The sequence below is a fragment of the Micromonospora sp. RB23 genome, assembly GCF_053585025.1.
The window spans coordinates 889,531-915,867 of record NZ_CM132111.1 but is presented as its reverse complement, the minus strand read 5'-3'; the positions used below and the strand labels follow the sequence as shown (position 1 = coordinate 915,867).

26 protein-coding genes are annotated in these 26,337 nt (G+C 70.7%); 18 read left to right on the top strand and 8 right to left on the bottom strand.

The genetic code is table 11. The features are described 5' to 3' along the window. Positions 1 to 128: 128 nt before the first annotated feature. Positions 129 to 830 carry an SDR family oxidoreductase gene (locus ACTFTM_RS04210; protein ID WP_449564549.1) on the top strand — a complete coding sequence of 234 codons (702 nt, stop codon included), beginning with the start codon at positions 129 to 131 and terminating at the stop codon, positions 828 to 830. A 179-nt stretch (positions 831 to 1,009) separates the two neighbouring features. Further along, positions 1,010 to 2,743 carry a serine/threonine-protein kinase gene (locus tag ACTFTM_RS04205; RefSeq protein ID WP_449564548.1) on the top strand — a complete coding sequence of 578 codons (1,734 nt, stop codon included), beginning with the start codon at positions 1,010 to 1,012 and terminating at the stop codon, positions 2,741 to 2,743. Here the strand turns inward: ACTFTM_RS04205 and ACTFTM_RS04200 are convergent. Continuing rightward, complete coding sequence (locus ACTFTM_RS04200) at positions 2,659 to 3,276, bottom strand: TetR/AcrR family transcriptional regulator (protein ID WP_449564547.1); 618 nt, start codon at positions 3,274 to 3,276, stop codon at positions 2,659 to 2,661. The two genes, ACTFTM_RS04205 and ACTFTM_RS04200, sit on opposite strands and share 85 nt — an antisense overlap. Positions 3,277 to 3,357: 81 nt before the next feature. On the opposite strand from ACTFTM_RS04200, the gene ACTFTM_RS04195 reads away from it, so the two are divergent. After that, a complete protein-coding gene (locus ACTFTM_RS04195; protein ID WP_449564546.1) occupies positions 3,358 to 3,825 on the top strand; it encodes a hypothetical protein in 468 nt (155 codons plus the stop codon). A gap of 196 nt (positions 3,826 to 4,021) precedes the next feature. Here ACTFTM_RS04195 and ACTFTM_RS04190 read toward each other — a convergent pair whose 3' ends face one another. Continuing rightward, positions 4,022 to 4,675 carry a CGNR zinc finger domain-containing protein gene (locus ACTFTM_RS04190; protein ID WP_449564545.1) on the bottom strand — a complete coding sequence of 218 codons (654 nt, stop codon included), beginning with the start codon at positions 4,673 to 4,675 and terminating at the stop codon, positions 4,022 to 4,024. Between the two features lie 222 nt (positions 4,676 to 4,897). Between ACTFTM_RS04190 and ACTFTM_RS04185 the strand changes: the two genes are divergently transcribed. Continuing rightward, positions 4,898 to 6,118: an MFS transporter gene (locus ACTFTM_RS04185; RefSeq protein ID WP_449564544.1), complete on the top strand. Its 1,221-nt coding sequence runs from the start codon at positions 4,898 to 4,900 to the stop codon at positions 6,116 to 6,118. Between the two features lie 130 nt (positions 6,119 to 6,248). Here the strand turns inward: ACTFTM_RS04185 and ACTFTM_RS04180 are convergent, their stop codons facing one another. Beyond that, entirely contained in the window at positions 6,249 to 7,595 is a 1,347-nt protein-coding gene (locus tag ACTFTM_RS04180) for a glycoside hydrolase family 6 protein (RefSeq protein ID WP_449564543.1), read from the bottom strand. A gap of 193 nt (positions 7,596 to 7,788) precedes the next feature. Between ACTFTM_RS04180 and ACTFTM_RS04175 the strand changes: the two genes are divergently transcribed. Then, positions 7,789 to 8,454 carry an alpha/beta fold hydrolase gene (locus ACTFTM_RS04175; protein WP_449564542.1) on the top strand — a complete coding sequence of 222 codons (666 nt, stop codon included), beginning with the start codon at positions 7,789 to 7,791 and terminating at the stop codon, positions 8,452 to 8,454. 9 nt (positions 8,455 to 8,463) lie between these two features. On the opposite strand, the gene ACTFTM_RS04170 is transcribed toward ACTFTM_RS04175, so the two are convergent. Continuing rightward, positions 8,464 to 9,057 carry a TetR/AcrR family transcriptional regulator gene (locus ACTFTM_RS04170; protein WP_449564541.1) on the bottom strand — a complete coding sequence of 198 codons (594 nt, stop codon included), beginning with the start codon at positions 9,055 to 9,057 and terminating at the stop codon, positions 8,464 to 8,466. Positions 9,058 to 9,134: 77 nt separating this feature from the next. Between ACTFTM_RS04170 and ACTFTM_RS04165 the strand changes: the two genes are divergently transcribed. The 4 genes from ACTFTM_RS04165 to ACTFTM_RS04150 all read left to right on the top strand — a co-directional run bounded on the left by ACTFTM_RS04165 (position 9,135) and on the right by ACTFTM_RS04150 (position 12,197). Then, positions 9,135 to 10,043 (top strand): alpha/beta hydrolase family protein, encoded by a 909-nt coding sequence (locus tag ACTFTM_RS04165; protein WP_449564540.1) that lies wholly within the window; start codon positions 9,135 to 9,137, stop codon positions 10,041 to 10,043. Between the two features lie 61 nt (positions 10,044 to 10,104). Further along, a complete protein-coding gene (locus tag ACTFTM_RS04160) occupies positions 10,105 to 10,608 on the top strand; it encodes a MarR family winged helix-turn-helix transcriptional regulator (RefSeq protein WP_449564539.1) in 504 nt (167 codons plus the stop codon). 114 nt (positions 10,609 to 10,722) lie between these two features. After that, complete coding sequence (locus ACTFTM_RS04155; RefSeq protein ID WP_449564538.1) at positions 10,723 to 11,670, top strand: NADP-dependent oxidoreductase; 948 nt, start codon at positions 10,723 to 10,725, stop codon at positions 11,668 to 11,670. Between the two features lie 26 nt (positions 11,671 to 11,696). Then, positions 11,697 to 12,197: a cupin domain-containing protein gene (locus tag ACTFTM_RS04150; RefSeq protein WP_449564537.1), complete on the top strand. Its 501-nt coding sequence runs from the start codon at positions 11,697 to 11,699 to the stop codon at positions 12,195 to 12,197. A gap of 61 nt (positions 12,198 to 12,258) precedes the next feature. Here ACTFTM_RS04150 and ACTFTM_RS04145 read toward each other — a convergent pair whose 3' ends face one another. After that, on the bottom strand, positions 12,259 to 13,500 hold the full coding sequence (locus ACTFTM_RS04145; RefSeq protein ID WP_449564536.1) for a hypothetical protein: 1,242 nt from the start codon (positions 13,498 to 13,500) through the stop codon (positions 12,259 to 12,261). Then, on the bottom strand, positions 13,487 to 14,020 hold the full coding sequence (locus tag ACTFTM_RS04140; RefSeq protein WP_449564535.1) for a SigE family RNA polymerase sigma factor: 534 nt from the start codon (positions 14,018 to 14,020) through the stop codon (positions 13,487 to 13,489). Before ACTFTM_RS04140 ends, ACTFTM_RS04145 begins: the two co-directional genes overlap by 14 nt. A 148-nt stretch (positions 14,021 to 14,168) precedes the next feature. Here ACTFTM_RS04140 and ACTFTM_RS04135 point away from each other — a divergent pair, with 148 nt between their 5' ends. Then, complete coding sequence (locus tag ACTFTM_RS04135) at positions 14,169 to 15,410, top strand: PP2C family protein-serine/threonine phosphatase (protein ID WP_449564534.1); 1,242 nt, start codon at positions 14,169 to 14,171, stop codon at positions 15,408 to 15,410. Between the two features lie 8 nt (positions 15,411 to 15,418). Here the strand turns inward: ACTFTM_RS04135 and ACTFTM_RS04130 are convergent, their stop codons facing one another. Then, positions 15,419 to 15,781, bottom strand: coding sequence for an STAS domain-containing protein (locus ACTFTM_RS04130; protein ID WP_449564533.1), 363 nt, complete (start codon positions 15,779 to 15,781; stop codon positions 15,419 to 15,421). Positions 15,782 to 15,957: 176 nt separating this feature from the next. Between ACTFTM_RS04130 and ACTFTM_RS04125 the strand changes: the two genes are divergently transcribed. From ACTFTM_RS04125 to ACTFTM_RS04090, 8 genes are all read left to right on the top strand, one after another. Then, a complete protein-coding gene (locus ACTFTM_RS04125; protein ID WP_449564532.1) occupies positions 15,958 to 16,362 on the top strand; it encodes an ATP-binding protein in 405 nt (134 codons plus the stop codon). Between the two features lie 354 nt (positions 16,363 to 16,716). Further along, positions 16,717 to 18,087: a ricin-type beta-trefoil lectin domain protein gene (locus ACTFTM_RS04120; protein ID WP_449564531.1), complete on the top strand. Its 1,371-nt coding sequence runs from the start codon at positions 16,717 to 16,719 to the stop codon at positions 18,085 to 18,087. Positions 18,088 to 18,397: 310 nt separating this feature from the next. Then, positions 18,398 to 20,839, top strand: coding sequence for a ricin-type beta-trefoil lectin domain protein (locus ACTFTM_RS04115; RefSeq protein ID WP_449564530.1), 2,442 nt, complete (start codon positions 18,398 to 18,400; stop codon positions 20,837 to 20,839). A 187-nt stretch (positions 20,840 to 21,026) separates the two neighbouring features. Continuing rightward, positions 21,027 to 21,458, top strand: coding sequence for a YbaB/EbfC family nucleoid-associated protein (locus ACTFTM_RS04110; RefSeq protein ID WP_449564529.1), 432 nt, complete (start codon positions 21,027 to 21,029; stop codon positions 21,456 to 21,458). Then, the gene (locus ACTFTM_RS04105) at positions 21,442 to 21,771 is read left to right on the top strand and encodes a hypothetical protein (protein WP_449564528.1); all 330 of its coding nucleotides are present in this window, start codon (positions 21,442 to 21,444) and stop codon (positions 21,769 to 21,771) included. The genes ACTFTM_RS04110 and ACTFTM_RS04105 overlap by 17 nt, the downstream gene beginning before the upstream one ends. After that, positions 21,768 to 23,570 carry a WXG100-like domain-containing protein gene (locus ACTFTM_RS04100; protein WP_449564527.1) on the top strand — a complete coding sequence of 601 codons (1,803 nt, stop codon included), beginning with the start codon at positions 21,768 to 21,770 and terminating at the stop codon, positions 23,568 to 23,570. Before ACTFTM_RS04105 ends, ACTFTM_RS04100 begins: the two co-directional genes overlap by 4 nt. A 28-nt stretch (positions 23,571 to 23,598) precedes the next feature. Then, positions 23,599 to 23,868: a hypothetical protein gene (locus ACTFTM_RS04095; RefSeq protein ID WP_449564526.1), complete on the top strand. Its 270-nt coding sequence runs from the start codon at positions 23,599 to 23,601 to the stop codon at positions 23,866 to 23,868. A 109-nt stretch (positions 23,869 to 23,977) separates the two neighbouring features. Further along, positions 23,978 to 25,270 carry a GAF domain-containing protein gene (locus ACTFTM_RS04090; RefSeq protein WP_449564525.1) on the top strand — a complete coding sequence of 431 codons (1,293 nt, stop codon included), beginning with the start codon at positions 23,978 to 23,980 and terminating at the stop codon, positions 25,268 to 25,270. Positions 25,271 to 25,310: 40 nt separating this feature from the next. Here the strand turns inward: ACTFTM_RS04090 and murQ are convergent, their stop codons facing one another. Beyond that, complete coding sequence (gene murQ, locus ACTFTM_RS04085) at positions 25,311 to 26,204, bottom strand: N-acetylmuramic acid 6-phosphate etherase (protein WP_449564524.1); 894 nt, start codon at positions 26,202 to 26,204, stop codon at positions 25,311 to 25,313. Positions 26,205 to 26,337 lie beyond the last annotated feature (133 nt).

Here is a 26,337-nt window from a genome sequence, read left to right as displayed (position 1 = left end):
CGGATCAACGATCGGGAGCGGACGCCTGGCGAAGCGGCTTGCCGTCGAAGAGGGCGGCCCGACGGGTGAACCGTTGCGCCCTCAACCACGTCCTTAGGCTGGACGCTCTCTGTGTCGAGGATTGTGAGATGACTGTGCGAGTTCTTGTCGTGGGAGCCACTCAGGGCATCGGCCGTGAGCTGGCAGCCGAGTACGCCGGTCGGGGCCACCACGTGACGATCACCGGACGGACCGCCGAGCGGGCCGAGGCCGAGGCGGCGCGGCTGGCCGCTGACGCCGGTGGTTCGGTCTCCGGCCTCGGGCTTGATCTGTCCCGACCGGAGACGGTGGCGGACACGCTTCGCGACGTTGGTCAGGTGGATCGACTCGCGGTCGCGGGAATGGTCCGGGACAGCAACACGGTGGCGTCGTTCGCGGTTCCGGCGGCAGTGACACTGGCGACCACGAAGGTCGTCGGCTATGCGGCGGTGGTGGCCGCCCTGCACGACCGCTTCGCACCCGGTGCCGCCGTGTTGCTGTTCGGCGGAATGGCCAAGGACCGGCCGTACCCGGGTTCGACCGTGCTGTCCACCGTCAACGCCGCAATGGTCGGACTGGTGCGCACCCTGAGCGTCGAGCTCGCGCCGGTACGGGTCAACTCGATCCACCCCGGAGCTGTCGCCGACAGCCCCGCCTGGGTGGACAAGCAGAACCTGCTCGAGCCGCTTCGCCAGCTCTCGCTGACCGGGGAACTGCCGACCATGCGGGACATCGTCGACGGGTGCCTGTTCCTGCTGGAGAACTCGTCGGCGAACGGCGTCAACCTCACCCTCGACGCCGGCCGAGCCTAGGCTGATTCGGTCGCCGAAGTGCCCACACCGGAGGCATCCCCGGTTCGGCCCAGGCCGACACGGCACGGAGGACGTCGGGTGGGCGGACGGTAGGCTGCGGTCGGCGTCCGACTGACCTAAGGGGATCGGGTGATGGGCGGAACGGTTCGCGTGGTGGTCGCGGTCTGCGGGCATCCGGCGTGAACGACGGGCTGCGCCCCGGTGACCCGGCCCGCCTCGGCGGGTACGACGTGCTGGACCGGCTCGGCGACGGCGGCATGGGGACTGTCTTCCTGGCCCGCTCGCCGGAGGGACGGCGGGTGGCGGTCAAGGTCATCCGTCCGGAACTCTCGCACGACGAGGAGTTCCGGGGCCGGTTCCGTAGTGAGGTGAACCGCGCACGGCAGGTTCCACCGTTCTGCACCGCCGAGGTTCTGGACGCCGACCCGGACCACGACCCGCCGTACCTGGTGGTGGAGTACGTCGAGGGCCCCAGCCTGGCGCAGCTGCTCCGGGAGCAGGGGCCGCTGGGGGCGGCGCAGCTACACAGCATCGCGGTCGGGGTGGCTACCGCGCTCACCGCCATCCACAGCGCCGGGGTCATCCACCGGGACCTGAAGCCGGCGAACGTCCTGGTGGCACCGGGCGGGATCAAGGTCATCGACTTCGGCATCGCCCGGGCGTTCGAGGCGACGAGTCAGCACACGCGGACCAACCAGATGGTCGGAACCGTCTCGTACATGGCTCCCGAGAGGTTGGACACCGCGTCCGGCCATCCGGTGGGCCCGGCCGCGGACATCTTCGCGTGGGGCGCCGTGGTCGCCCACGCCGCAACCGGCCGCAACCCGTTCGGGGGCGACTCCGCTACCGCCACCGCGATGCGGATCCTGACCCAGCCGCCGGACCTGACCGGGCTCGATGGGCCGTTGCGAGAGTTGGTCTCCCGGGCACTGGAGAAGGATCCCACCGTTCGTCCCACCGCCCGTGAGTTGCTCGACGGGCTGTTGACGGCAGGCTATGCAGGGGGTGCCGGAGGGTCGGCCCAGCTCCTCGGCGCACCGCCGGCGGCGAATGTCCGGCCGGCTGGCGGTGGTGACGACCAGGGTCGACGGCCGATCTCGGCGAATCTGACCACGACCGGTCGCGAGGGTTGGCGGAGGCGTGGCTGGCTCACCGCGGGAGGAGCAGCCGCGGCGGTGATCGCGGTGGCGGTGTCCGCCTCCCTGTTCGGCCCGCAACTGCTCAACAGCGGGTCCGAACCGGATCACGTTGGCTCGACGTCGACCGGCAGCCCCGCAACGAGCGCACCGGCGGCCACCGTGTCCACGACAAGATCGGGCACGCCGTCCGCGTCACCGTCGAGGAGCGCGGACACTACCCGGGCGATACTGACCGGTCAGCGGCGAATCCTGCTGCACATGGTGGAGATCGACCGCGACCTGAAGCTGCCGTTCCACGGCGAACTCGAGGTGGGCGACGGCACCGGCAAGGACGCGCTGTTCGTGCTCGAGCCGGTCGGCGTCGACTTCATGATCAAATCAATGAACCCGGACATCGCCCACCGACCGTGCCTCGGGTCAAAATCGATTCCAAGGGGTACGCGTCGCTGGTGGGAGCCGAGTGTTACGCGACCGCCGCGACCGTGTTCGCGATATCCCGCGAGGGCAAGGACGACAAGGGGCGCACGTCCTACGCGATTGTCAGCGACGAGTACGGGGTGGTCCAGTGGAGCCCGACGAAGAAAGCCATCTACGTCGAGCACCTCGGTGACGCCTCGCTCGACACCACGTTCAGCCTGGTCGACCGCGGCGCGGTCTGACTCGTTCGAGGGATCGGTCGAGGCCCACCGTCAGCGCAGCAACGCCATCCGGTCGATGACGGAGTCGCGCAGCCCGGCTGGCCACGGGAACAACGGGGCTGCCACCCGGAGCTGAGCGATCCCGTGCAGCCCGACCCAGAGCGCCGTCGCGTCGGCGAAGGGGTCCGCGCTGGCCGAGCGTCCCGCCGCAACACAGTCGGCGAGCGTACGCCGGAAGATCTCGAAGGCGCCCATGCCGAGTACGGCCAACTCCTCCGCCATGGCCGGGGTCCGCTCAAGGGCCTGCGCGGCGTCCCAGACGGCGCCGAACATCACCCGGTACTGATGGGGTCGGCGTTCGGCGAAGGTGAGGTAGGCCGCGCAGATCGCGCGTAGACGCTCGACGGGATCCTCGTCATCCAGTACGCCCAGTTCCTGTTCCAGGATGCCGAACGCACGTTGCGCGACCGCCAGCAGGATCGAGTCCACATCCGGGAAGTGCGGATAGATCGAGGGCGCCGAGATCCCGGCCTGCCGGGCGACGCCGCGCAGGGTCATGTTCTGCGCCGTGTCGTCCTCCAGGAGCTTCATCGCCGCGTCGACGATCTCTTCGCGCAGCTGAGCACCTTCGCCACGCTTGTTGCGGGCCCGGGTTCGCGGTGTGGTCACGCCTTGACTTTACAGATGTTAGGCGAACGCGTAAGTTAACGGTTGTAAGTTTACGGTCGTACCCGAAGAAGGAGTTCCCTCATGACCGCCGTGACCGTCAACCGAATCGACACCGCCAATCCCAGCCGCCGCGCAGACCTCGTCGGCCGTGGGCTGGCAGCCCTCGCGTCCCTCGCCACCGGCGTCGCGTTCGTCAACGGCTTACTGCTGACCGTCAACGCCAGCGACGATCGCCTGTTCATCGAGGGCTGGCGAGTGTCCAGCTTCGGCATCTTCGCCGCGCTCTTCGCGCTACTCGCGGTCAGGCCGCGTCAATCGGCCGGCGTCTGGGAGATCGTGCTCGTCGGCAAGGCCGCTCTCGTCGCATTCGGCGCGTTGATCGGAGACGTTCCCGAGGCACGACCGTCGGCCATCATCGACTTCGGGCTCGTCGCCGTCGTCGCTGCGGCCTACGGACTGTGCCGGGGGTGGCTGGCGTGGCGTCCCACGACCACCAATTCGGCCCGCGGGTCGTCGGGCGAGCGGTCGGACGTCCGGGCCGGGCGGTGACCGAGCGGCATCTCTCCCGGACAGCGGAGCATCGGGCGCCCGCCGCCATCACCGACGGCAGCGGGCGACCCGAGCGCTCGAAGGGGACAGATCAGCGGACCGGCAGGGCGGCCAGTGCCAGGTGCGGGTCGACGCCCGTGGTGTACGCGGCACTGAGCACGGCGATCCGAAGGCCGACAGGCCGGACGCCGGATGTCTACGAGCGCGGGGACCGGCCGGCGCGGCGACGCTCGGTGAGCCGTCTCGCCTTCACCACATTGCCGCAGTCCGCCATGCGGCACCAGCGACGGGAGCCGTTGCGGCTCTGATCCAGGAACAGCCAGCCGCAGCCGCCTTCGCCCACGGGGCAGCGGCGCACCCGGGTCAGATCGGCCGTCAGCATGATGTCGAGGGCGGCCTCAGCCATCCGGTCGGGCACCAACATGGCCGGCGCCGTGCCGTAGGCCAGCCGCACCCGCGACGAGTCGAGCACGAGCCTCGCGCGGGCGGCAGCGCCAGCCCAGCGCTCGTGCAGCGCGACCAGCGCGGCGCCGGCCGCGACGGGATCGCCCGGTGTGCCACCGTCCGCCTCGGTGAGCACCGCGAGCAGCACGAGATGCAGCCCTTCGCGGATGTCCCGCACGGCGGCGAGCCCCGCGTGCGCCGCCGCCGGCTCGTCGTGCCACGCCCGGTCGACCTGGTCGGCCTCCGCGTCGCTGATCACGCCCACCCGGACCGACCAGCGCAGCAGGACGGAGCTGTCGGACAGGTAGTCGTGGGGCGACGAGCCGCCCCCTCGTTCGAGGGTGTTGACCAGATCCAGCACCGGGTGCCCGCCGACCAACGGCAGCTCGGACACATCGATTGGCATGCCATCAACGCTACCACCTAAGTAGTCGATGGCGGTTATTCTCCGCCGGGCAACCCCTGAAAGAGCCGGACAAGGAGCTACGACGGAGAGAAATATCGATGAGTTGATGCTACCGTCTAAACGGATTTAGCTGGAATCACACAGCGGCCTGCCGTCGTCGCTGGTCGAACGTCCACGGCGCGCTCACTCCGCTCCACCCCGTCCAGGATTAGGAGGTAGCCGATGGTGCACCCTCGACGCGCGGTCTATGCCCTCGCCGCGTTGTCCGCCGCCACCTTCTGTTACGTCACCACGGAGGTGCTGCCGATCGGGTTGCTCACGCTGATCGCGCCAGACCTGGGACGCTCCAGGTCCGAGGCCGGCCTGCTGGTGACCGGGTACGCCGCGGTGGTCATGATCGTGGCGCTCCCACTGACCCGGATCACCCGGCGGGTGCCACGGCGCCCGCTGCTCCTCGGCACCCTGGGTGTGTTCGTCGCGGCGACGACGGTGTCGGCCTTCGCGAACTCCTACGAGGTGCTGCTCGCCGCACGGCTGGTGTCCGCCACCACCAACGGTGTCTTCTGGGCCGTGGTGTTTCCCGTGGCGATCTCGATGTTCCCCGCGGACATCCGGGGCCGCATCGTGGCCCGGCTCTCGATCGGTAACGCGCTCGCGCCGGTCCTCGGCGTACCGCTGGGCACCTGGCTGGGCGGGCAGTACGGGTGGCGGGCCGCCTTCGTCGCGATGGCAGTCCTCGGCTTCGTCATCTGCGTTGCGGTCGCCCTGCTCCTGCCGAGTGTCACTCCGCGACAGAGCGCGGGAGACGTCGGGCCACTGCCGGATCGGCACCGCTTCCTCGTGCTCCTCGTCGCCACCATTCTCGCGGTCACCGGCGCCATGGGCGCGTTCACGTACATGACCGTCTTCCTCCTCGACGTGAGCGGGTTCGCCGCCGCGTCGCTCGGCATGTTGCTCTTCGTCCAGGGCTCGTTCGGCGTCGTCGGCACCTGGGCGGTCGGTCGGGTGCTGGACCGCATTCCGCTCGGTGCCGTGCTGGGCCTGCTCGGGCTCCTGACCGCCGCGATGCTCGGCCTCTACGGGGCTGGCGCGAGCAAGGTGGCGACGATCCCGTTGCTCGCCGTGGCCGGGATGTCGTTCAGCTCGCTGATCGCGGGAATCCAGCACCGCGTCATGCAGGTCGCCCCGTCGACCACCGACATGGCGTCGGCCAGCCTCAGCGTCGCGTTCAACGTCGGCCTCGCGGCCGGCTCGCTCGGCGGGGCGGGCCTGCTCGCGACGGCCGGGGTGCGCGTCGTCCCGCTGTTCGGTGGACTGCTGACGGCTGCGGCGTTGGCGTTGCTCGTCGGGCACGAGATGTCCCGTGGGAGAAGGCGAGCGAGCGGAACAGCCCGACGTGATCCCGACGCGCAGCCGCTCGGACAGTCCGCAGCCCGCGTCTGAGTCCCTGCGAAACAAGCCGCCGCACTGTGACGAGCGCTGATTCGTCGCTCCGACGCTGGCCCGTACCCCGGGATGGTGCTGGCCCGGCGCGGAGCTGGTCCTCCGCGCCGGGCCGTGCGATCGGTCGGGGTCAGGCGGCCGCGCAGCTGGCCGTCGCGCCCGGGCCGGTACCGGTGCCCTGGAAGCCGAAGTTGGTCGACTGCCCGGCGCCGACGTGTCCGTTGTAGCCCACGTTGGTGTATCGGACGGTGCCGCTGCTGCCGCTGGCCTGGGCGTTCCAGACGCCGGTGACCGCGGCGCCGCTGGGCAGCGTGACGGTCACGGTCCAGCCGTTGATGTCCGCCGAGCCGGCGGTGACCGTCACGCTCGCGGTGAAACCGCCGGACCACTGGTTGAGCGCCACCGACGCGGAGCAGCCGTTACCGGTCGGCGGCGGCGTGGTGGGCGGAGGCGTGGTCGGCGGAGGCGTGGTCGGCGGCGGCGTCGTGGGAGGCGGGGTGGTGGGCGGCGGCGTGGTCGGCGGGGCCGTGGTGGGCGGGTTGGGCGCGCCGTTGGCCAGGCTGTAGGCCAGGTCGGGCTGGAACGAACCAGCGGTGTACCGGCAGCCGTCCGCCTCGCCCGGAGGCTTCACCCAGAGGTACGCGTCGATGTTGCTGTCGCCGGTGTTGGTCGTCGGGTACATCCCGATGCGACGGTCGGTGTTGTCGTCGCCGCACCAGTCTCCGCTGGCGCCACCGTTGCGGCTGGTGTCGATGACCTGGCGCTTGCCCGAGATGCCCATGCCGTTGAGGGCGGAGATGACCGCTCGGCCGAAGTTCGCCTCGCTGGAGGTCGGGTTGTAGTTCGACACGTTGGTGAAGAAGCCGTCGGCGTACTGCACGCCCGCTGCGCGGAGCCGGTTGGCCGTCTCGTTCGCGCTGTTCCAGGTGGAGTGACCGCCGTCCAGGTACACCTTGGCGTTGGGGTTGCCCGACTTGAGGGTCCGGGTAGCCGTCGAGATGGCCTGGTTGCGGGCGTTGATCTCGTTGCTGTTCAGGCAGGTCAGCAGGGCGAGCGAGTCGGTCTCCAGGATGATGATGACCGTCCGGTTGCCCAGTCCACGGGAGAAGTTGGACACCCAGGTCTGGTACTGGTTGAGGTCCGGCGCCCCACCGGCGCTGGCCCCGCCGCAGTCCCGGTTGGTGATCTGGTACACCGAGATGACCGGGATCTGCTGTGCCGCGTTGGCGGCGTCGACGTACGCGGCGGCCTCGGACTGCGCGGTCGAGATGTTGAAGTTGGCGAACCAGCGCGCCTGCGGCTGACTTGCGATCTTGTCCCGGATGACGGCGGCGCGCGAGTCGCCGGGGTTGGCGGCGACCCAGCGTACGACCGCCGAACTCGGGTCGCGGTAGAGCGGCCCGGAGATCGTGCCGGCAGACGCGCTGCCGACGGCGAGGCAGACGCCGGCGGCGGTGGCGCCCGCGACCGCAGCCACGCTGAGGGCCGTGGATCTGCGTCGCCGGAGGGAGAGGATAGCCACGTCGTGTTTCCTCCTGATCACATTGATGTATCTAAGTTCATGGGAGCGTTCCCATGAAGGTAGCGGAGGTGCGCGCCGCTGCCAAGGTGCGCGAAACTTTCGGTTCCGGCCCGCCAGTGGGCGCTCCTCGCCGGATGCGGAGGAAGACATGGCAACGTTCGTGCTCGTGCCGGGCGGCTGGAAAGGTGGCTGGGCGTTCGAGACGGTGGTTCCGCTCCTGGAGGGCGCCGGCCACCGGGTGCACGCCCTGACGCTGACCGGCCTGCGACCGGACGACGACATCGCGACGGTGGCGACCGCCAACCTGGACACACACGCCAGCGATGTCCTGCGGCACCTCGATCGACACCAGATCACCAACGCGACGCTGGTCGGCCACAGCTACGCCGGAATGGTGATTGCCGCCGCCGCCGACCGCGCCGAGGGCCGCGTCTCACGACTGGTGCATCTCGACGCCTACGTACCGCGCGATGGTGAGTCGTGCTGGTCGGCGACGAGTGACCATTTCCGGGACGTGTTCGCCGCCGGCGCCGCAGCCACCGGTTACGCCGTCCGGCCACCGGACGGCGGTGACCCACGCCGCCGGCCGCATCCCCTCGCCTCGTTCCTACAGGCGATACGACTCACCGGCGCTGTCACCCAGGTGCCGCGTCGCGAGTTCGTCTACTGCTCCGACTGGGACGGCACGCCCTTCGCCGAACTCCGCGCACGACTGGACGCCGAACCCGACTGGCAGGTCCACGACCTCCCTACCGGCCACGACGCGATGCGCGAAGCGCCGGAGGCGGTCGCCGCCCTGCTGCTCGACGAGTGACCCACCGCGCTAGGGCTGGCGGCGGCAACCGACGAGCAGGCGGGCGACCATGGCCTGCGCATCGGTACGTTCGTAGCCGGGGCCGAGGATGCAGAGGTTTCCCACGGCGCGCATGAGGGTGTGCGCGGTCACCGCCGGATCGATGTCGCCCTCCGCCACCCCAGCTTCGATCAGCGAGGCGCAGGCGGGGACGAGACTGTCGAGCATCAGGGTGTGCAGGGTGAGCAGGCTCGGATCCTCGGACTGGAGGGCAACGCCCAGGCCGTGCTTCGTCACCAGAAACTCCACGAAAGCGCCGATCCACCGCGTCAGCGCCTCGCCGGCGGGAATCGGTTCGTGTCGCAGCGTGGCGGCGAGCGCGACGCACTCGTCGATCTGGTGGCGGTAGACCGCGACGACCAGCTCCGCCCGGCTCGGGAAATGGCGGTAGACCGTACCGAGACCCACACCCGCGCGCCCGGCGATGTCCCGGATGGGCGCCTGCACTCCCTGCTCCACGAACACGGCAGCGGCCGCGGCGAGGAGAGCCTCGCGGTTACGCCGGACGCCTGCGTGACGTGCGCCGCGCGAGTCGGTCACGACCCCTCCTTGTTGGCGGAACATTGTTCCGCTACCTTTGACGGAACACGGTTCCGCCGAATTATGGCAGACCGAACCCATCACGGAGGAAGCAGCGCACCATGCGTACCGAACAGGCCACCCAGCGACTCGTCGCGATCAAGCCCATCGAAGTGCCCGCCGCGGGGCGCGGCATCGACCTACCGGTCAAGGTCACCGCGCCGGAGGCCGGCCGAGACCTTCCGCTGATCGTCTTCTCGCACGGCAACGCCTGGTCGATGGACGGCTACGAGCCGCTCGTCGACCGCTGGGCGGCGGCCGGGTTCGTCGTCGTCCAGCCGACCCACCTCGACTCCCGGCGCAACGGCATCGGGTTCGACGACCCGCGGTTCGGCACGATCTGGCGCGTACGGATCGCCGACCTGCACGCGATCCTCGACAACCTCGGGGACATCCTCGACCAGGCGGGCCTGCGCGGCCGCGTCGACGAGGGACGGGTGGCCGCCGTCGGGCACTCCTGGGGCGGCCAGACGGTCGGCACCCTTCTGGGCGCTCGCGTGTTCGACGCCGACGGCACACCGGGCGAGGACTTCTCCCACCACGCGGTCAAGGCCGGGGTCCTCATCGCGGCGACCGGCACCGGCGACACCCTCACCCCGTTCGCGGCCGAGCACCTGCCGTTCATGCGACCCGACTACTCCAGCATGAGCACGCAGGCCCTCGTCATCGCCGGCGGCGAGGACCGGTCGGCGATGTCCACCCGGGGGCCGGACTGGTTCACCGACGCCTACCACCTCAGCCCCGCGCCCAAGAGCATGCTGACCATCACCGAAGGTCAGCACACCCTCGGTGGCATCGCCGGCGAGAGTGTCGCCGAGACCACCGACGAGGACCCGGCGCGCGTGGCACTCGTCGCCGACGCCGTCTCCGCGTACCTCCTGGATGTTCTCGGGCTCGACGACGCCTCGTGGAAGGACCTCGTCGCGGGCGCCGCGACCAGCGACGGCGCCTTCCTCATCGAGCACAGGTAGACGGCGGGGCCGGGCGTCGATCGACGGCACACTTCGAATCCGAAGCACGTATCGTCGCAGGATGAGCGACTCGGCACCCGGCCTCGACGCGGAACAACTCGGTGCGTACTTCGCCCTGATGGAGGTCAGCAGCCTCCTTCAGTACGCGGTGGACGAGCACCTACGCGCCGATGGCGACCTCAGCTACGTGCAGTTCCAGATCCTGGCCCGGCTGGTGGACGCACCCGGGGGCAGGTTGCGCATGACGGATCTGGCCGACGGTGTCGTCTACAGCCGCAGTGGCCTGACCTACCAGGCGGGCCTGCTCGACAAGCGGGGCCTGATCACCCGCTCGCCGTCGCCGGACGACGAACGCAGCATCATGGTGACCGTCACCGACGCCGGCCGGGAGTTGGTCGCCCACGTCCTGCCCGGCCATGTCGACCGCGTCCGGCAGTTGCTCTTCGAGCCCTTGGGCAAGCGGGACCTCGCCGCGATCAGCGCCGTTCTCGGCCGCGTCCGGGACCACATGCGCGCCAACCCGCCGCGCTCCGCCAAACCCCGCTCGGGCCGCGCCAACCGGTAGAGCCCTGTCGGCCGGCTCACAACGAACACACTTGCTTCGAACGTGAAGCATGCTATGGTCGCGAAGTGCTTCGAATACGAAGCACAACGACCAGAAGAAGACGAGGGCCTCGCGATGAAGGCAGTGCGTTTCCACGAGTACGGCGAGCCGTCGGTCCTGCGCTTCGAGGACGCTGAGCAGCCCGCCCCCGGCGCCGGACAGATCCGGGTACGGGTCGCCGCGACCTCGTACAACCCGGTGGACGGCAACATCCGCGCCGGCTTCATGCAGGGCCCCATCCCGGTGACGCTGCCGCACACCCCCGGTTTCGACGTGGCCGGCACGGTCGACGCTCTCGGCGCGGGTGTCACCACATTCCAGGCCGGCGACCGGGTCGTCGGGTTCCTGCCGATGACGGAGGCCGGGGCGTCCGCCGAGTACGTCATCGCACCGGCCGAGGTCCTGACGCCGGCACCGGCGAGCATCCCCCTGGCCGACGCCGCCGCGCTGCCCGCGGTCGGCCTCACCGCCTGGCAGGCGCTCTTCGACCACGCGAAGCTGACCACCGGACAGCGCGTCCTGGTCAACGGCGCGGGTGGCGCGGTCGGCAGGTACGCCGTCCAACTCGCCCACCAGGCCGGCGCACACGTCATCGCCACCGCCGGCCCGAGCAGCAGCGCCGCGGTCACCTCGGCGGGCGCCGACGAGATCGTCGACCACACCACCCTCGACGTGACCGCCGCGATCACCGAACCGGTCGACGTGGTCCTCAACCTCGCGCCCATCGACCCGGCGCGGCTCGCCGGGCTGCTCACCCTGATCCGCCCCTCAGGGGTGCTGGTCAACACCACCGTCTGGATGCCCGCACCCAGCGACGAGGCCCGGGGCGTACGCGGCATCGACCTCTTCGTACGCAGCGACGCCGGCCAACTGGCACACCTGGTGAGCCTCGTCGACTCCGGTGAGCTGCACGTGGACATCGCCCGGCGGGTGCCGCTGGCCGAACTGCCGGCCCTGCACGCCGACGCGGCGGCGGGGGCGCTGCCCAGCGGCAAGGTCGTCGTTGACGTACTCGACGCCTGATCCCGCCATCGACCGAGAGGACCGCGATGATTCCCGACGACGATCCGTCGCGCTCGCTGACCGTGGCGAGCCCCGACGATCCCGGCACGACGTACATCTCGCTGGTGGGCAACACGTACGCCATGCTGATCACCGGTGAGCAGACCAACGGGGCGTACTGCCTGATCGAGATGCGCGTGCCGGACGGTGGGGGCCCGCCGCCGCACCGGCACGACTTCGAGGAGATGTTCACGGTCCTGGAGGGCGAGATCGAGTTCACCTTCCGGGGCGAGAAGCACGTCGCAGGGGCCGGGTCCACCGTCAACATCCCGGCCAACGCCCCGCACAACTTCCGCAATGTCTCCGGGGCGCCCGCCCGCATGCTGTGCATGTGCACGCCCGCCGGCCAGGACGAGTACTTCATGCGGATCGGCGACGTCGTCGACGGCTGGGACGCGCCACCCCCGCACCTGTCGCAGGACCAGCTCGCGGAACGTCGCCGTCGCGCCGTGGACCTGGCAGCGACCTACCGCAGCGAATTCCTGTAGCCGGCCCCGGCGGTGCCCGCACCCGAGCGTGCGGTCACCGCCGTGGCGCAGCGGACCGCGGTTACGGGCGAAGGGCCGTCGCGGCGGCGGTCCAGGTCGACTCGTTCCCGACGTCGGCCACCGTGATCCCCTTGGCGATCTTCTCCAGCTCGGCCTGGGACAGGTGGCCGCCGAGACCCATCGAGCTGACCTGGAGGACGACCGTGCCGTCGGCGTTCCAGATGTTGCAGAAGCCACCGCCGGCGTTCCGGCCGCCTCCGTCGGACGCCTCGTGGCACCTCGTGGCACCGGGCTCGGGCGACTGGTTCGAGCTGGTGTTCGGGGTGACGAAGATGTGGAACCCGTTCTTGATGCCGTCCTCGGCCGAGTCGTAGGGCGCGGTCAGGCCCGAGGTGGGCGCAGCCGGCTTGGTGTACGTCGCGCCTCCGTAGTCACCGGCGCGGGCCGCCGCGATGCCGCTCAGGCCGGGCATGGCGTGCGAGCCGATCTGCAGCGGCGCGTAGCCGGCCGGCACGTAGCCGACCGTGAACGGCACCAGGGCCGGCGCCGGAGGGCTCGGCTTCAGGCCTTCGACGAGGCCGCCCAGGTCCTCGAAGCTCGGCGTCGCCGGGTCGGAGGAGATCGACGTGACGGCCGCCCAGGCGTTGTCGGCGTACTCCCAGGCGAACAGCTTGTTGCGCGTGTCCGGCTCGTTCCTGGGGTTCAGGCCGACCGGCAGGGTCGCCCGCACGGCTTTGCGCCCGGAGACGGTGACGTTGCTGCCGCCCTTGATTCCGGCGGGGTCGAAGGCACCCGGGCGGTAGACGGTCAGGTAGGCCCACAGGCTCGGCCTGCCGCCGGCTGCCGCCTTCTTCTGTTGCTCGATGCTGAGGCCGGGGTCCGGGGGCGCGGCCTCCTCCTCGGTCACCGGCCTGTCGTTCGAGTCGTGACCGTCGGAATAGACGGAGGCGATCTGGTACGCGGTGGACGCGACGATCGGGTTCTGCACGTGCAGCGTGCCGGCGTCGTACCCCTTGAAGGTGAAGCTGAACGGCGCGGCGTCGGACCACGCGGCCTGGACGGGCTGGGACATCGTCGCGCCGGCCGAGGCCGGCGTGGTGGTGGTGTTCTGCTCGGCGCTCACGGCGGGCAGGACGAGCACACCGGCGACCGCGACCGCGGCCAGACCGGCCGCGCCCGCCGACGCGAACCCGGCGCGGCGACGCCGCTCGGCACGCCGCCCCAACGCGACGATGTCGTCGACGGTACGGGCCATCGGCGGCTCGTCGCCTGTCACGGTGTCCACGAGGTCACGCAACTGCATTGGTCCACTCCTCCACGGGCTTCCCGGTGAGATTGATGCGTTCGCCGGCGAGTGACTCGCGCAGCTTCGCCAGGCCACGCGAGGCCTGGCTCTTGGCCGCGCCGACCGTGCAGTCCAGGACGCCGGCGGTGTCCTCCAGGCTCAGACCCAGGTAGTGGCGGAGCACCACTGCGGCCCGTTGCCGGGCCGGCACGGCGTTGAGCGCCACACGCAGACGCATCCGCTCGTCGGTCGCAGCGGCCGGGTCCCGCACCACCACGTCCGGCATGGCGTCACCAGCCGGTCGCTCGCGCCGCCAGGGCCGACGGGTCTCGTCGATCGCGGCCCGGTACACCATGGTCTTGACGTAGAGATCGGGTCGGTCCAGCTTCCGCCACCGCGGATAGAGCTTGACCAGCGCGTTGGCGACGGCGTCCTCTGCCGTGTGCCAGTCGCCGCAGGTCACGTACGCCAGCTTGCGCAGTGACGCCATCTCTGACGTCACGAACTCGCGGAATGCCTGCTCATCTTCGGCTTTCACGTCGAATGCCTCCTTGTGCCGGAGGTAGAACGGAGCCGCGGCACCGGGAAGTTGCACCGCCGGGCAAAGTAGTTGCGCGGCTACCGTCCGGAAGTGCCGCACGTCCGCTCGCCGATCGGGCTGGAGAACTGGCGCTTATGCTCGAGGGGTGGACGACAGCGGACAGGCGGTGCTGACCGAGGTGTTGCAGGCGGCCGAGGACGCCGCCCCCGTGGAGGCGGTCGAGGCCGTCACGGGCACCATCGCCGCGGCGCTGCACGCGTCAAGCGTCTCGCTGCTGATCGCCGACCTCAGCGGCCGCGCGCTGGTCCGACTCACCCACCAACCGGCCCCCGACGGTCCCGGCCGCCGCCAGGACGAGGAGGCCGCCGAGGTTCTGCCGTTCGACGGCGGTCCCCGCGAACAAGTCCTTCGTCAGCAGAGCACCCAGGTGCTGCCAGGCGACGGCCGGTGGAGGGTGCTGGCGCCGGTCACCGAACGCGGTGAGGCGATCGGCCTGCTGGAGATCGACCTTCCGCAGGAGCCGGACGAGTCGGTGGTCGCGCAGATCGCCCGCACCGCGCACGCGCTGGCGTTCGTGGTCATCGCCAACCGCCGGCACACCGACCTGTTCGAGTGGGGCCAGCGCAGCACCCCGTTCACCCTCTCGGCGGAGATCCAGCGCCGGCTGCTGCCCGCCGCGTTCACCTGCGAGGCGGGCGCCTTCGCGCTGTCCGGATGGCTGGAACCGGCGGCCAGTGTCGGTGGGGACACCTTCGACTACAGCCTGGCCCGGGACCTGCTGCACGTCAGCGTCACCGACGCGATGGGGCACGGCGTGGCCAGCGCGCTGACCGCAACCCTCGGGGTGGGCAGCCTGCGGAACACCCGCCGTCGTGGCGACAGCCTCGTCGCGCAGGCCGACCAGGCAAGCCGGGCCGTCGCGGAGCACGCCAACGTGCCCGGCGCGTACGTCACCGCCGTGCTCGGCCGACTGGACCTGCGTACCGGTCGCTGCGAACTACTCAACGCCGGGCACGTCCCGCCGGTGCTGGTCCGTGGCGACCGGGTCGTACCGGTGGAGCTGCCCAGCAACTTCCCGCTCGGCATGTTCCCCGAGGAGCGCTACCGCAGCGGGGAGATCGCGCTGCTCCCCGGTGACCGGTTGGTGATCGTCACCGACGGGATGCGCGAACGCAACGCCGCCGACCTGGACCTGGAGGCGGCGCTGCGCGAGATCGCCCACCTGCACCCGCGCGAGGCGGTCCGGGCGCTCTCGGACAGGGTGCTGGCGACCGCCGGCCCGGTACTGGCCGACGACGCGACCCTGCTCATCATCGACTGGTACGACGGCCACGGGCCACGCCGTACCACCGCCGGCGCTGACATCGCCCGCGCCAGCACCCACTGAGACGACGCTCAGGACGCCGGGGACGCCTCCTCGGCGGCCTCGACGGTGTCGAAGGATTCGATGACCCGGTCCACCGACGTGATCGAGAGCACCTTGCGTACCGGCGGCTGGACTCCGGCCAGGCCGAGCCAGCCGTCCCGGGCCCGCATCGCCTTGTAGGCGACCACGAGCGCGCCCAGGCCGCTGGAGTCCATGAACCCGACGGCGGCGAGGTCGACCACCACCACCCGGACGCCGCTCTCCACCACCTCGAGCAGCCCCTCCCGCAGGCGCGGGGTGGTGCTCATGTCGAGGTCGCCGGACACCTCCACCACTGTGCCGACGTTCCCTCGCCGCGTTGCCAACGCGAAATCCACCAGTCCCCCTCGCATGCCGTACCTCGGCTTCGTTCGTCTCCCACCGTGCCAGAAACCGGCGCTGCCCGCCTCAGGGAGATCCCGACCCGTCGTGGCGAAACCGGGCTTCGGACCGTGCGGCCGTGGGTATGACAGGGTGGGCCGGATTGGCGACGCACGGGCGGGGAAGGAGCGACGCGATGCGGTTGGGCATGACACTGTCTCTCCCCCGCCAGCCGTCGACGGTGGCCCGCGCCCGGCACATCCTCGCCACCCTGCTGAGTCTGACCGACGTCGCCGACGACGTCCGCGCCAACCTGGCCGTAGTGATCAGCGAGGCGTGCTCCAACGCGGTGATCCACGCCGATCCCGGCAGCACCGTCGACATCGCCATCCGCATCGACGACAACGTGTGCGTGCTCGAAGTCGGCAACCGGGGCCGCAGCCCGGACGCGGCCAAGCTCGACGCGGACCTTCCCGCACCGCTGACCATCGGCGGCCGTGGGCTACCGCTGATCGCCGCGCTCTCCGACACGGCCACCTTCGTCGACGGACCACCGGACCAGGTGCTGCTGCGTGTTACCAAACACCTCAGCGAGGTACGAACAGCACCGTAGCGCCGGCCGCTCGCGTCGGCCCGCAACCCGCTCGACACGGCATTGACATATTTCACTGCCAGATCTAGCGTCGGGGCCGAATCGGTTCGGCCGTGGACGGTGCTCCGTTCGACGGCCGCTCGCGTGGCGTTCGGGCGTACGACGTGGCCACCGACGATTCGACGACCCTCTGGTCCCGCTTGGGCGGCGAGACCAGCGGTGCAGACCCGTGGCGACGAGCCGGTCAATCGCCGTGGGCACACCGCGTGGGGGTTTCGTCCGCGCCGAGCGGCGTCGGCAGCGGTGAGCGGTGGCGTGTCGCGGCCGCCGTGGATCCCTTCACCTTCACTTCGTGCCGATTGGCGGGAGCCCATCATGACAAGACGTAGACCCATCCTTGGTTCTCTTGCGACGGCGGCGCTCGTCGTCGCGACCGTGGGTGCGGCGATAGTGACCGGTGGCGTGAGCACCACCGCGTCGGCCGCGAACGTCGCAGCGGCCGCAGGAACCGCCGGGTGCGGCAAGGCGCCCACGCTGACCAGCGGTCAACGGTCCATCCAGAGCAGCGGTCAGAACCGTAGTTTCATCCTGCGGATCCCCGACAACTACGACCGGAACCATCCGTACCGGCTGATCTTCGGATTCCACTGGAACGGCGGCACCATGAACGACGTCGACGGCGGCGGATCCGACGGCGCGGCCTGGTCCTACTACGGGCTGCGCCAGCAGGCCAACAACAGCACGATCTTCGTCGCCCCCCAGGGCAACGGGAACGGCTGGGCCAACCCCGGCGGTCAGGACATCACCTTCGTCGACAACATGATCAACCTGATCGAGGCCGATCTCTGTGTTGACACGTCGCAGCTCTTCGCGCTCGGCTTCAGCTACGGCGGAGGCATGAGCTACTCGCTGGCCTGCTCCCGCGCCAACGTCTTCCGTGCCGTCGCGGTCTACTCCGGCGGCCAGCTCAGCGGGTGCAGCGGCGGCACCCAGCCGATCGCGTACATGGGCATCCACGGCATCGGGGACCCGGTGCTCAACATCTCCGCCGGGCGGTCCCTGCGCGACACGTTCGTACGGATCAACGGCTGCACCGCACAGAGCCCTCCCGAGCCGAGAGCGGGCAGCCTGACCCACATCACCACCACGTACTCCGGATGCCGGTCCGGCTACCCCGTGGTCTGGGCCGCCTTCGACGGCGGGCACACCCCCGGCCCGGTGGACGGCGGCGGCGACAGCGGCGCGCGGACCTGGACCAAGGGCGAGGTGTGGCGGTTCTTCACGCAGTTCAGCAGCACCGACCCGACGCCGAGCCCGACCGTGTCGCCCACCGGCAATCCGACCACCCCGCCACCGAGCAGCACGTCGGCGGTACGCAACACGGCGTCCGGACGCTGCCTGGACGTCAACGGAGGCTCGCAGGCCAACGGCGCGGCGGCGATCATCTGGGACTGCCACGGCCAGAGCAACCAGCAGTGGACCTCGACCGCGTCGCAGGAGCTGCGGGTGTTCGGCGGCAAGTGCCTCGACGTCAACGGCGCAGCCACGGCCAACGGCAGCTCGGTGATCATCTGGGACTGCAACGGCCAGTCCAACCAGCGGTGGCGGTTCAACTCCGACGGTTCGATCACCGGGGTCGGGTCCGGTCGGTGCCTCGCCCTGGTCAGCAACGGGACCGCCAACGGCACGCGCGCCGAGATCCGGGACTGCAACGGCGCCGCCAACCAGCGGTGGAGCCGGAGCTGAGCCCGGTGGGCGCCTCCAACGCGCACCGTTAGGAATCGCGCTCGGCGGCGGAACCGTCAGGCTCCGCCGCCGAGCCGCTCGGCCACACAGAGGCATATTCATCAAATCTTTCTTTGCCGCCACGTGAAGTCCGTCGATGCAAATGGCGGTAAATGAGCAAGGTAGCGGCATTGACCGCCGATCTATGCGGTGCTTAACATATGACGTCTGCTCATCAACGATCTTCGATCACCGGCCCCTGCGCCATGCGACAGCTCGACAACCTGCCGTACGGCTCCGGGTGTCGGGAACGGTCCAGGAGGCGAATCAGATGTTCGGTAGAGAGAGTGCTGGCGCGGCGGTACGACGCCGGTCATGGCGACACACGCGGCGTCCACGTCGGTTAACGGCCGCGCTGGTGGGGGCGCTCGTGGGGGCGGCAGCCGTGCTGACCGCCGTCGCCACCCCGGCGCAGGCGGCGACGGCCATCACGATCAACGGCGGGTCCGGCGGACGGGCGCTCGACGGTATCGGCGCGGTCAGCGGCGGCGGTGGCAACAGCAGACTGCTGATCGACTACCCGGAACCGCAGCGCAGCGACATCCTGGACTACCTGTTCAAGCCGGGCCGTGGCGCGGCGATGCAACTGCTGAAGACCGAGATCGGCGGCGACACCAACTCCACCTCCGGCGCGGAGCCCAGCCACGAGCACACCCGGGGCAGCATCAACTGCAACCGGGGCTACGAGTGGTGGCTGATGGAGCAGGCGCGGACGCGCAACCCCAACATCGCCCTGGCGGGCCTGGCCTGGGGAGCACCGGGCTGGATCGGCAACGGCAACTTCTGGTCCAACGACTCGATCGAGTACCTGGTCGCCTGGCTGGACTGCGCGGGCACCCACGGGCTGACCATCAACTACCTCGGCGGGTGGAACGAGAAGGGCTACAACGCCACCTGGTACAAGAACCTCCGCTCGACCCTCAACTCCCGTGGCTACAGCAACGTCAAGATCGTGGCCTCGGACGACTTCGGCTGGGGGGCCGCGGACGAGTCGCTACGTGACCCGGCGTTCGCCAACGCCGTACAGGTCTTCGGCAGCCACTACGTCTGCGGCTACCGCAGCGCGCAGTCCAGCTGCCCCAGCTCCTCCAACGCGGTGTCCACCGGCAAGGCGCTGTGGGCCAGCGAGAACGGGTCCGACGACTACAACGCCGGAGCGCAGGCGCTCGCCCGGGGCATCAACCGTGGCTACATCGACGGCAAGATGACCGGCTACATCAACTGGCCCGCCATCGCCGCCATCACCCCCAACATCCCGTGGGCGACCACGGGCGTGGCGGTGGCCCAGCAGCCCTGGTCCGGCGCGTACTCGATCGGCAAGAGCACGTGGGTGATGGCGCAGACCACGCAGTTCACCGCCCCGGGCTGGCGCTACCTCGACGGATCGAGCGGCTACCTCGGCGGCAACCGCAACAACGGCAGCTACGTGTCGCTCAAGTCCACAAACAACAGCGACTACAGCACCATCATCGAGACGATGGACGCCGGATCGGCACAGACCCTCGACTTCACCGTCACCGGCGGACTGTCCACCGGCACCGTACGGGTCTGGTCGACGAACGTCAGGTCGAACAACACCGCCGACCACTTCGTCCGCGGCAGCGACCTCACGCCGAGCGGCGGACGCTTCTCGCTCACCGTCCAGCCCGGCTACGTCTACAGCATCACCACCACCAGCGGCCAGGGCAAGGGCACCGCGACCAGCCCGGCGCAGGGCACCCTGAAGCTGCCGTACAGCGACACCTTCGACAGCTACGACGTCGGGCGTGAGGCCAAGTACCTGATGGACCAGCAGGGCTCGTTCGAGATCGCCGCCTGCGGCGGTGGCCGCTCCGGCCGGTGCGTACGGCAGATGTCGGAGCAGACGCCGATCTTCTGGACGTCCGGGCAGGCCGAGCCGTACACGCTGTTGGGTGACCTGAGCTGGCGGAACTACACGGTCTCCTCCGACGTCATGCTGGAGAAGTCCGGCTACGCGCAGCTCATCGGCCGCGGCAACACGTACAACCACCAGGGGCCGCAGAACCTCAACGGCTACTACTTCCGGGTGACCGACGGTGGCGCGTGGTCGATCCGGAGCAACAACACCAGCGGCAACTGGCGCACGCTGGCCAGCGGCAACACCTCGGCGCTGGGCACCGGACGCTGGCACACCCTGGCCCTGACGCTCAACGGAAGCACCCTCACCGCGAGCATCGACGGCGCCACCGTCGGCACGGCCTCCGACTCGACGTGGGTCGCCGGCCAGATCGGGTACGGCACCGGCCAGGGGGTCACCGCCCAGTTCGACAACCTCTCCATCACGCCGGTCGGCAACTCCGGTGAGCCGGGCCCGACCGGGACCATCCGCGGCGCGGGCTCCAACCGATGCCTGGACGTCAACGGCCAGAGCCAGGCCGACGGCGCGGTCGTGCAGATCTGGGACTGCAACAGCGGCGCCAACCAGCAGTGGACGCTCACCAGCAGCAACCAGCTCACCGTCTACGGCAACAAGTGCCTGGACGTGGCGAGCACCGCGACCGGAAGCCGTGCCCGGATCATGACCTGCAACGGTGGCGGCGGCCAGCAGTGGCGCGTCAACGGCGACGGCACGATCACCGGGGTGGCCTCGGGGCTCTGCCTGGATGTCAACGGCGCGGGCACCGCCAACGGCACCGCCGTGCAGATCTGGACGTGCACCGGCGGCAGCAACCAGCAGTGGATCCGCGGCTGACCGACAGTCGTCCGTACCCGGACGTCGTACCCGATTGATGGCTCCCGGCCGCTCACCCGAGCGGCCGGGAGTCGCCGTTCCGGCGCGGGCTCCACGTCGGAGGGTGGAGGCGTATCGTGTGGTGGCCGCGCCGCCGCCGGCGTCAGTCGTTCCCGGCGGCCGGCAGCCGTCACACGGGGGAGGTCTGGTGGCGCAGTTTCCGAGCGCCGATTTCGGGGCGGCGACCGAGAACTTCGTCGCCTCCTGGGCCGCGGGCATCTCCGAACGGGCCGCCCGCGCGCACGAGTTGTCGGAGCGCGTCGCGACGATGTCGGCGACCGCCGAGGGCGCGGACGGCGCGGTCCAGGTCACCGTCGCCGCGTCCGGCGCCATGACCGACCTGCGGCTCGACGACCGGGTGCTGCGCTGGCGGGCGGACGAGATCGCCGCCGAGGTGCTGGCCGTGATGCGCCGGGCGCAGGGGCGGTTGGCGCCGCAGGTGGCCGAGGCCGCCGCGGAGACCGTGGGCGCCGACTCCGAGACCGCCCGCGCCGTCGTGGGCAGCTACGAGTCGCGCTTCCCCGAGGTGCCCGAGGAGGACGAGCAGGGGTACGGCAGCTGGGGTGACCGTGGGCGCTGAGGCAGCCGGGTTCGAGGTCACCACGGCGGCGCTGACCACACACGCCCGTTCCGTCGACCGGATCTCCGCGGGGATCGGCGTCGCACACGACGCGGCGGCGTACGTGCGGATGGGCGGCGACGCGTACGGGCACCTCCCCGTCTGCCAGGCGCTCCCCTTCCTGCTGGACTTCCTTCAGGGCCCGGCCGCCGAGGCGCTCGCGGCGGCGCAGGAGGCGTTGCACAGCGCGGCCGGGGCGCTCGACGGGACGGTGGACGCCTACCACGACACCGACGCGACGATCTCCGACTCCCTCGGGCGGATGCACCGGTGAGCACCGACGTGGCGAACCCGCTGATCGCCGCCCGACAGGACACCACCACCTCGTACAGCGGCCTCGGTCTCGTCGAAAGCCTGGTCGACCTGCGCAACGGCATCGAGAGCGGCTCCTGGGTGGACCTGACCATCGGCGGCTTCGGTACGTCGATGGAAGTGCTGGCGACCTGCGTCGACCCGATCGGGTCGATCGTCTCGTGGGGGGTTGCCTGGCTCATCGAGCACGTCAAGCCGCTCTCCGACGCCCTCGACTGGCTGGCCGGCGACCCGGACCAGATCACCGCGTACGCACAGACGTGGCACAACGTCTCACGGCAGGTCGGGGACCAGGCAACCGCGCTGTCCGAGGCGGTCCGCACCGAGATCGCCACCTGGACGGGCCCCGCGTCCGAGGCGTACCGCCGCTACAGCGACCAGCACCTGCGCCACCTCGCCGGCCTCGCCGACGCCACCGATCTGATCGGCACCGTCGTCGAGGGCGCGGGCCTGCTGGTGGCGCTGGTCCGGGAGCTGGTCCGGGACCTCATCGCCGATTTCGTCTCGGTTCTCGCCGTCCGGCTGTGGGTGTGGCTCGCCGAGGCCGGTCTGACCCTGGGCGCGGCCACTCCCTTGGTCGCGGCCCAGGTCTCGTCGCTGGTCGCCAAGTGGGCCGCGAAGGTTTCCGGGCTCCTCACAGCGTTGGCCCGCAGCGTCAGCCGCCTGCGGCCGATCCTGTCCAAGCTCGGCGAACTGCTCGACGCGCTCCGCACGGCGTTGCGGGGCCTCCGGCGTACCCCGGGTGGGTCGCGCTCCACCGACATGCCGGCCCCCGGTCCGGGCGCGCGCGGCTACACGGACCCGGCGGGCGGCGGGCAGCCGCCGCCGTGGGCCCGGCAGGACGACTGGCCTCCGGACGTCAACCGCGAGCCGGGATCTCCCGGCGGCGGCCCGGCCGGAGGCGGCGGACCGCCGCACGACGGCGGTGGAGGGTCCGACGGCGGTGCCGGGCACGACGGAGGTACGTCGCACGAGGGCGGGGAGCCGACGGACCCCGACGGGAGCGCCGCGCCGGAGTCCGGCTCCGGGGCCGATCCGCTGATGCCCGATCATGCGAGCGAGGCCGAGTTGCGGCTGCTCGGCAGGGAGGTGCACAGCATGACCGAACTCGACCCCGGCGGACACGTCAACGACGCGTACGACGTCACGTTCACCGACGGCACGCACGGCGTCTACAAGCCGAACGTGCCGGAGAACGAGTTCGTCCAGGTGCGCTCCACCATTCCGGAGAACCAGTTGGCCGCGCGTGAGGTCGCCGCCTCGCGGCTCGACGAGGATCTGGGCTTCGGCCTGGTGCCGACGACGGCGCGCTGGGACGGGCCGCACGGGGCCGGGTCGATGCAGGAGTTCGTGGAGAACGCGAGCCCGGGTCGTCCCGCCAACGCCTATCCGGCCGCCGAGAGCGAACGGATGGCGGTGCTCGACTACATCAGCGGCAACACCGACCGGCACATGGGTAACTACCTGACCGGGCCCGACGGTCGCCTGGTCGCCATCGACCACGGTTACTCGTTCCCCGAGTCGAACGCCGAGCCGTTGCGCTCGGACTTCGTCACCCAGCAGATGAACCGGCCGCTGAGCCCCGAGACGATGGCCCGACTCCAGGACACCGACCCGGCGGCGCTGGCGGACCGGTTGCGCGGCACCGGCCTGAGTGAGCAGGCGCTCTCCGGTGCGATGGACCGCTTCAACGAGATCCGTGCCCGAGGCACGATCACGGGCGAGGCGTGGAACGCCTTCCGCCCGCCGAGCCCGTGGTGAGTGGGTCGTGGTGAACCAGGAGGCAGGCATGACCGAGCAGGCGACGACCAGGGTGGCGCTGTACACGTTCGCCCAGCACACCAATCGTCGGGTGGCCGAGTTCAATTGGCAGCCCGGCCAACCGGTGTCGCTGACCGTCCTCGACCCGGAGTGGGGGGCGCTCGCACAGGACTTCTACGACAACGGCGTGCCGGTCGGGGCACAGCGGGTGTCGCCGGAGGCCGGTCCGGAGTTCATGCGCGCCCTGTTGCAACGTTTCCGGATGAGCTACTACAAGTTCGTGGACGAGAGCGGCTGACCCGCGCCCTCCCCGGCGGTCTGGCGGCTCTTTTCGTATCCTGGCCAGTGAGCGGACCGCGATCCAGCGGTGCAGCGACGGAAGCGGTACCGGAAGGGGCGACCACAGCATGACGGCGGTACCGGACCAGCGGGCGACCGCCGTACGGTCTTCGGACGCCGGGCAGGCGGCGCAGGAGGACCTGCGCGTGCTGTTCGGTCAGTCCATCGCGGTGTTCGCGTCCCTCGCGGGGCCCACGCACGTGGTGGAGGCGGCGAACCCGGCGTTCTTCGCCGCCATCGGTTCCGAACGGGCGCGCACCGGGATCACGGTCGCCGAACTGCTGCCCGAGTTGGCCGGTCAGGGCTTCCTCGATCTGCTGGACGACGTCTACCGCACGGGCGAGCCGTACACCGGCCGGGATGCCCGGATCGTGCTGGGCGTCGGCCCGCACGCACGGGAGGCGTTCTTCGACTTCACCTACGAGCCGCGCCGCGACGCCGACGGCACGGTGACCGGGATCCGCGTGATCGGCGTGGAGATCACCCAGGTCAAGCACGCCCAGCGGTTGATGGCCGAGCACCGCGCCCTGCTGGAGCAGATCGCGCGTCAGGCGCCCCTGACCGAGGTGCTGGACGGGATGGCCCGCTGCATCGAGGATCTGGCGCCCGAGCAGGTGCTCGTCTCCGTGCTGCTCGCCGACGCGGACGGCCGGCACCTGCGCCACGGGGCCGCGCCGAGCCTGCCCGGGTTCTACAACGAGGCCATCGACGGGATCGCCACCGGCGAGGGTGTCGGCTCGTGCGGCACCGCCGCGTACCGGCGGGAGCCGGTCATCGTGACCGACATCGCCACCGACCCCTTCTGGAACGACTTCCGGGATCTGGCGGAGCGGGCCGGTCTCGCCGCCTGCTGGTCGATGCCGATCCTGGCCCGCGACGGCGGCCTGTTGGGCACCTTCGCCATGTACCACCGCACGCCGCGGGTTCCGCAGGACACCGACCTGGCCCTGGCCCGGGTCTTCGCCGACACCGCGGCGCTGGCCATCGAGCGGCACCGGGTCGAGCAGGCGAAGACGGCCGCCGAGGCGCAGGCCAGGGCAGCGCACGAGGAGCTGGCCAGGGCGGTACGCGCGGAGCGGCAGTTGCGCGCCGAGGCGGAGCAGCGCGCCGCCGCCGCCGCGGAGCTGACCGAGCGGATGCGTACCGCCGCGGCCGCGCAGGCGGCCCGCCCGCATCCTGAGCACTGCCAGCTCGGCGGCGTCCAGGGCTGCTCCGCACCCGCCCGGATCAAGATTGCCGATTCGTGGGGCGACTCGGCCTGGGGCTGCGACACCCACGTGGAGGAGGCCATCCTCAACGTGCGGTCGGTGTTCATCGCCAGCGAGGAGCTCGGCGGCCTCGCCGCGTACGTCAACCGCTGACCGCCCCGACGCGTCGGCCGGTCAGACCCGTGACGGCCGGTCAGGCCGCGACGGCCGCCCGGACGTCGTCGTTGGCCTCGCGAAGCCGTGCCGCGGCCTCCTCGGCGGTGCAGTGCGCGAGCAGCAGCACGATGGCCGTCTTGGCGTGGCCGTGCGCCGCGGCGAGCGCCCCGGCCGCGGTGTCGAGATCGGTGTCGGCGGCCTCGGCGACGATGCGACGCGCCCGGTCGACGAGCTTGGCGTTCGTGGCGTTCATGTCCACCATGAGGTTGCCGTAGACCTTGCCGAGGCGGGCCATCGTGGCGGTCGACAGCATGTTGCAGACGAGCTTCTCGGCGGTGCCGGCCTTGAGCCGGGTGGAGCCGGTGAGCACCTCGGGGCCGGTCGGCACCTCGATGGCGACGTCGGCGTGCCGGCTGGCCACCGCGTCGGTGTTGCAGGCGACGGAGACGGTGCTCGCACCCCGCGCGCGGGCGTGCGCCAGACCGCCCACCACATAGGGGGTACGACCGCTGGCCGCGAGCCCCACCACGGTGTCACGGTCGCTGACGTCGATCGCGTCGAGATCGGCGACGGCACGGTCCGGGTCGTCCTCCGCGCCCTCGACGGCGACGCCGAACGCGCCCGCCCCGCCGGCGAGCAGACCGATGACCCGCTCGGGCGGCGTACCGAAGGTGGGTGGGCACTCGACGGCGTCGAGCATGCCGATCCGGCCGCTGGTGCCGGCGCCCAGGTAGATCAACCGACCGCCTCGGCGCAGCGATGCCACGATGACGTCGACGGCCGCCGCGATGTCCGGCACGGCCCGGCGGACGGCGTCCGCGACCGTGCGGTCCTCGTCGTTCATGGCGAGGAGCATCTCGGTGGGCGACATGCGGTCGAGGTCGGTGGTCTTGTCGTTGCGGGTCTCGGTGCCGAGGGTGCTGAGGTCCACGGGGTGTTCGTTCCTCTCGCTGGTGACTCAGTCGCCGACCGGGCGAGTGCTCCCTGACCAGTTCGGCGACGCGCGCCAGATCGTTGAGAAATCCGCCGGCAACGCACCGTTTGGGCCTCGCGTCCGCCCCGTA

Bases quoted from the DNA above. Each gene is read 5' to 3' on its own strand.
- ACTFTM_RS04210 (WP_449564549.1), top strand. From the start codon at position 129: ATGACTGTGCGAGTTCTTGTCGTGGGAGCCACTCAGGGCATCGGCCGT.
- ACTFTM_RS04195 (WP_449564546.1), top strand. From the start codon at position 3,358: ATGACCGCCGTGACCGTCAACCGAATCGACACCGCCAATCCCAGCCGC.
- ACTFTM_RS04190 (WP_449564545.1), bottom strand. From the start codon at position 4,675: ATGCCAATCGATGTGTCCGAGCTGCCGTTGGTCGGCGGGCACCCGGTG.
- ACTFTM_RS04185 (WP_449564544.1), top strand. From the start codon at position 4,898: ATGGTGCACCCTCGACGCGCGGTCTATGCCCTCGCCGCGTTGTCCGCC.
- ACTFTM_RS04175 (WP_449564542.1), top strand. From the start codon at position 7,789: ATGGCAACGTTCGTGCTCGTGCCGGGCGGCTGGAAAGGTGGCTGGGCG.
- ACTFTM_RS04170 (WP_449564541.1), bottom strand. From the start codon at position 9,057: ATGTTCCGCCAACAAGGAGGGGTCGTGACCGACTCGCGCGGCGCACGT.
- ACTFTM_RS04165 (WP_449564540.1), top strand. From the start codon at position 9,135: ATGCGTACCGAACAGGCCACCCAGCGACTCGTCGCGATCAAGCCCATC.
- ACTFTM_RS04160 (WP_449564539.1), top strand. From the start codon at position 10,105: ATGAGCGACTCGGCACCCGGCCTCGACGCGGAACAACTCGGTGCGTAC.
- ACTFTM_RS04155 (WP_449564538.1), top strand. From the start codon at position 10,723: ATGAAGGCAGTGCGTTTCCACGAGTACGGCGAGCCGTCGGTCCTGCGC.
- ACTFTM_RS04150 (WP_449564537.1), top strand. From the start codon at position 11,697: ATGATTCCCGACGACGATCCGTCGCGCTCGCTGACCGTGGCGAGCCCC.
- ACTFTM_RS04145 (WP_449564536.1), bottom strand. From the start codon at position 13,500: ATGCAGTTGCGTGACCTCGTGGACACCGTGACAGGCGACGAGCCGCCG.
- ACTFTM_RS04130 (WP_449564533.1), bottom strand. From the start codon at position 15,781: ATGCGAGGGGGACTGGTGGATTTCGCGTTGGCAACGCGGCGAGGGAAC.
- ACTFTM_RS04125 (WP_449564532.1), top strand. From the start codon at position 15,958: ATGACACTGTCTCTCCCCCGCCAGCCGTCGACGGTGGCCCGCGCCCGG.
- ACTFTM_RS04120 (WP_449564531.1), top strand. From the start codon at position 16,717: ATGACAAGACGTAGACCCATCCTTGGTTCTCTTGCGACGGCGGCGCTC.
- ACTFTM_RS04115 (WP_449564530.1), top strand. From the start codon at position 18,398: ATGTTCGGTAGAGAGAGTGCTGGCGCGGCGGTACGACGCCGGTCATGG.
- ACTFTM_RS04095 (WP_449564526.1), top strand. From the start codon at position 23,599: ATGACCGAGCAGGCGACGACCAGGGTGGCGCTGTACACGTTCGCCCAG.
- ACTFTM_RS04090 (WP_449564525.1), top strand. From the start codon at position 23,978: ATGACGGCGGTACCGGACCAGCGGGCGACCGCCGTACGGTCTTCGGAC.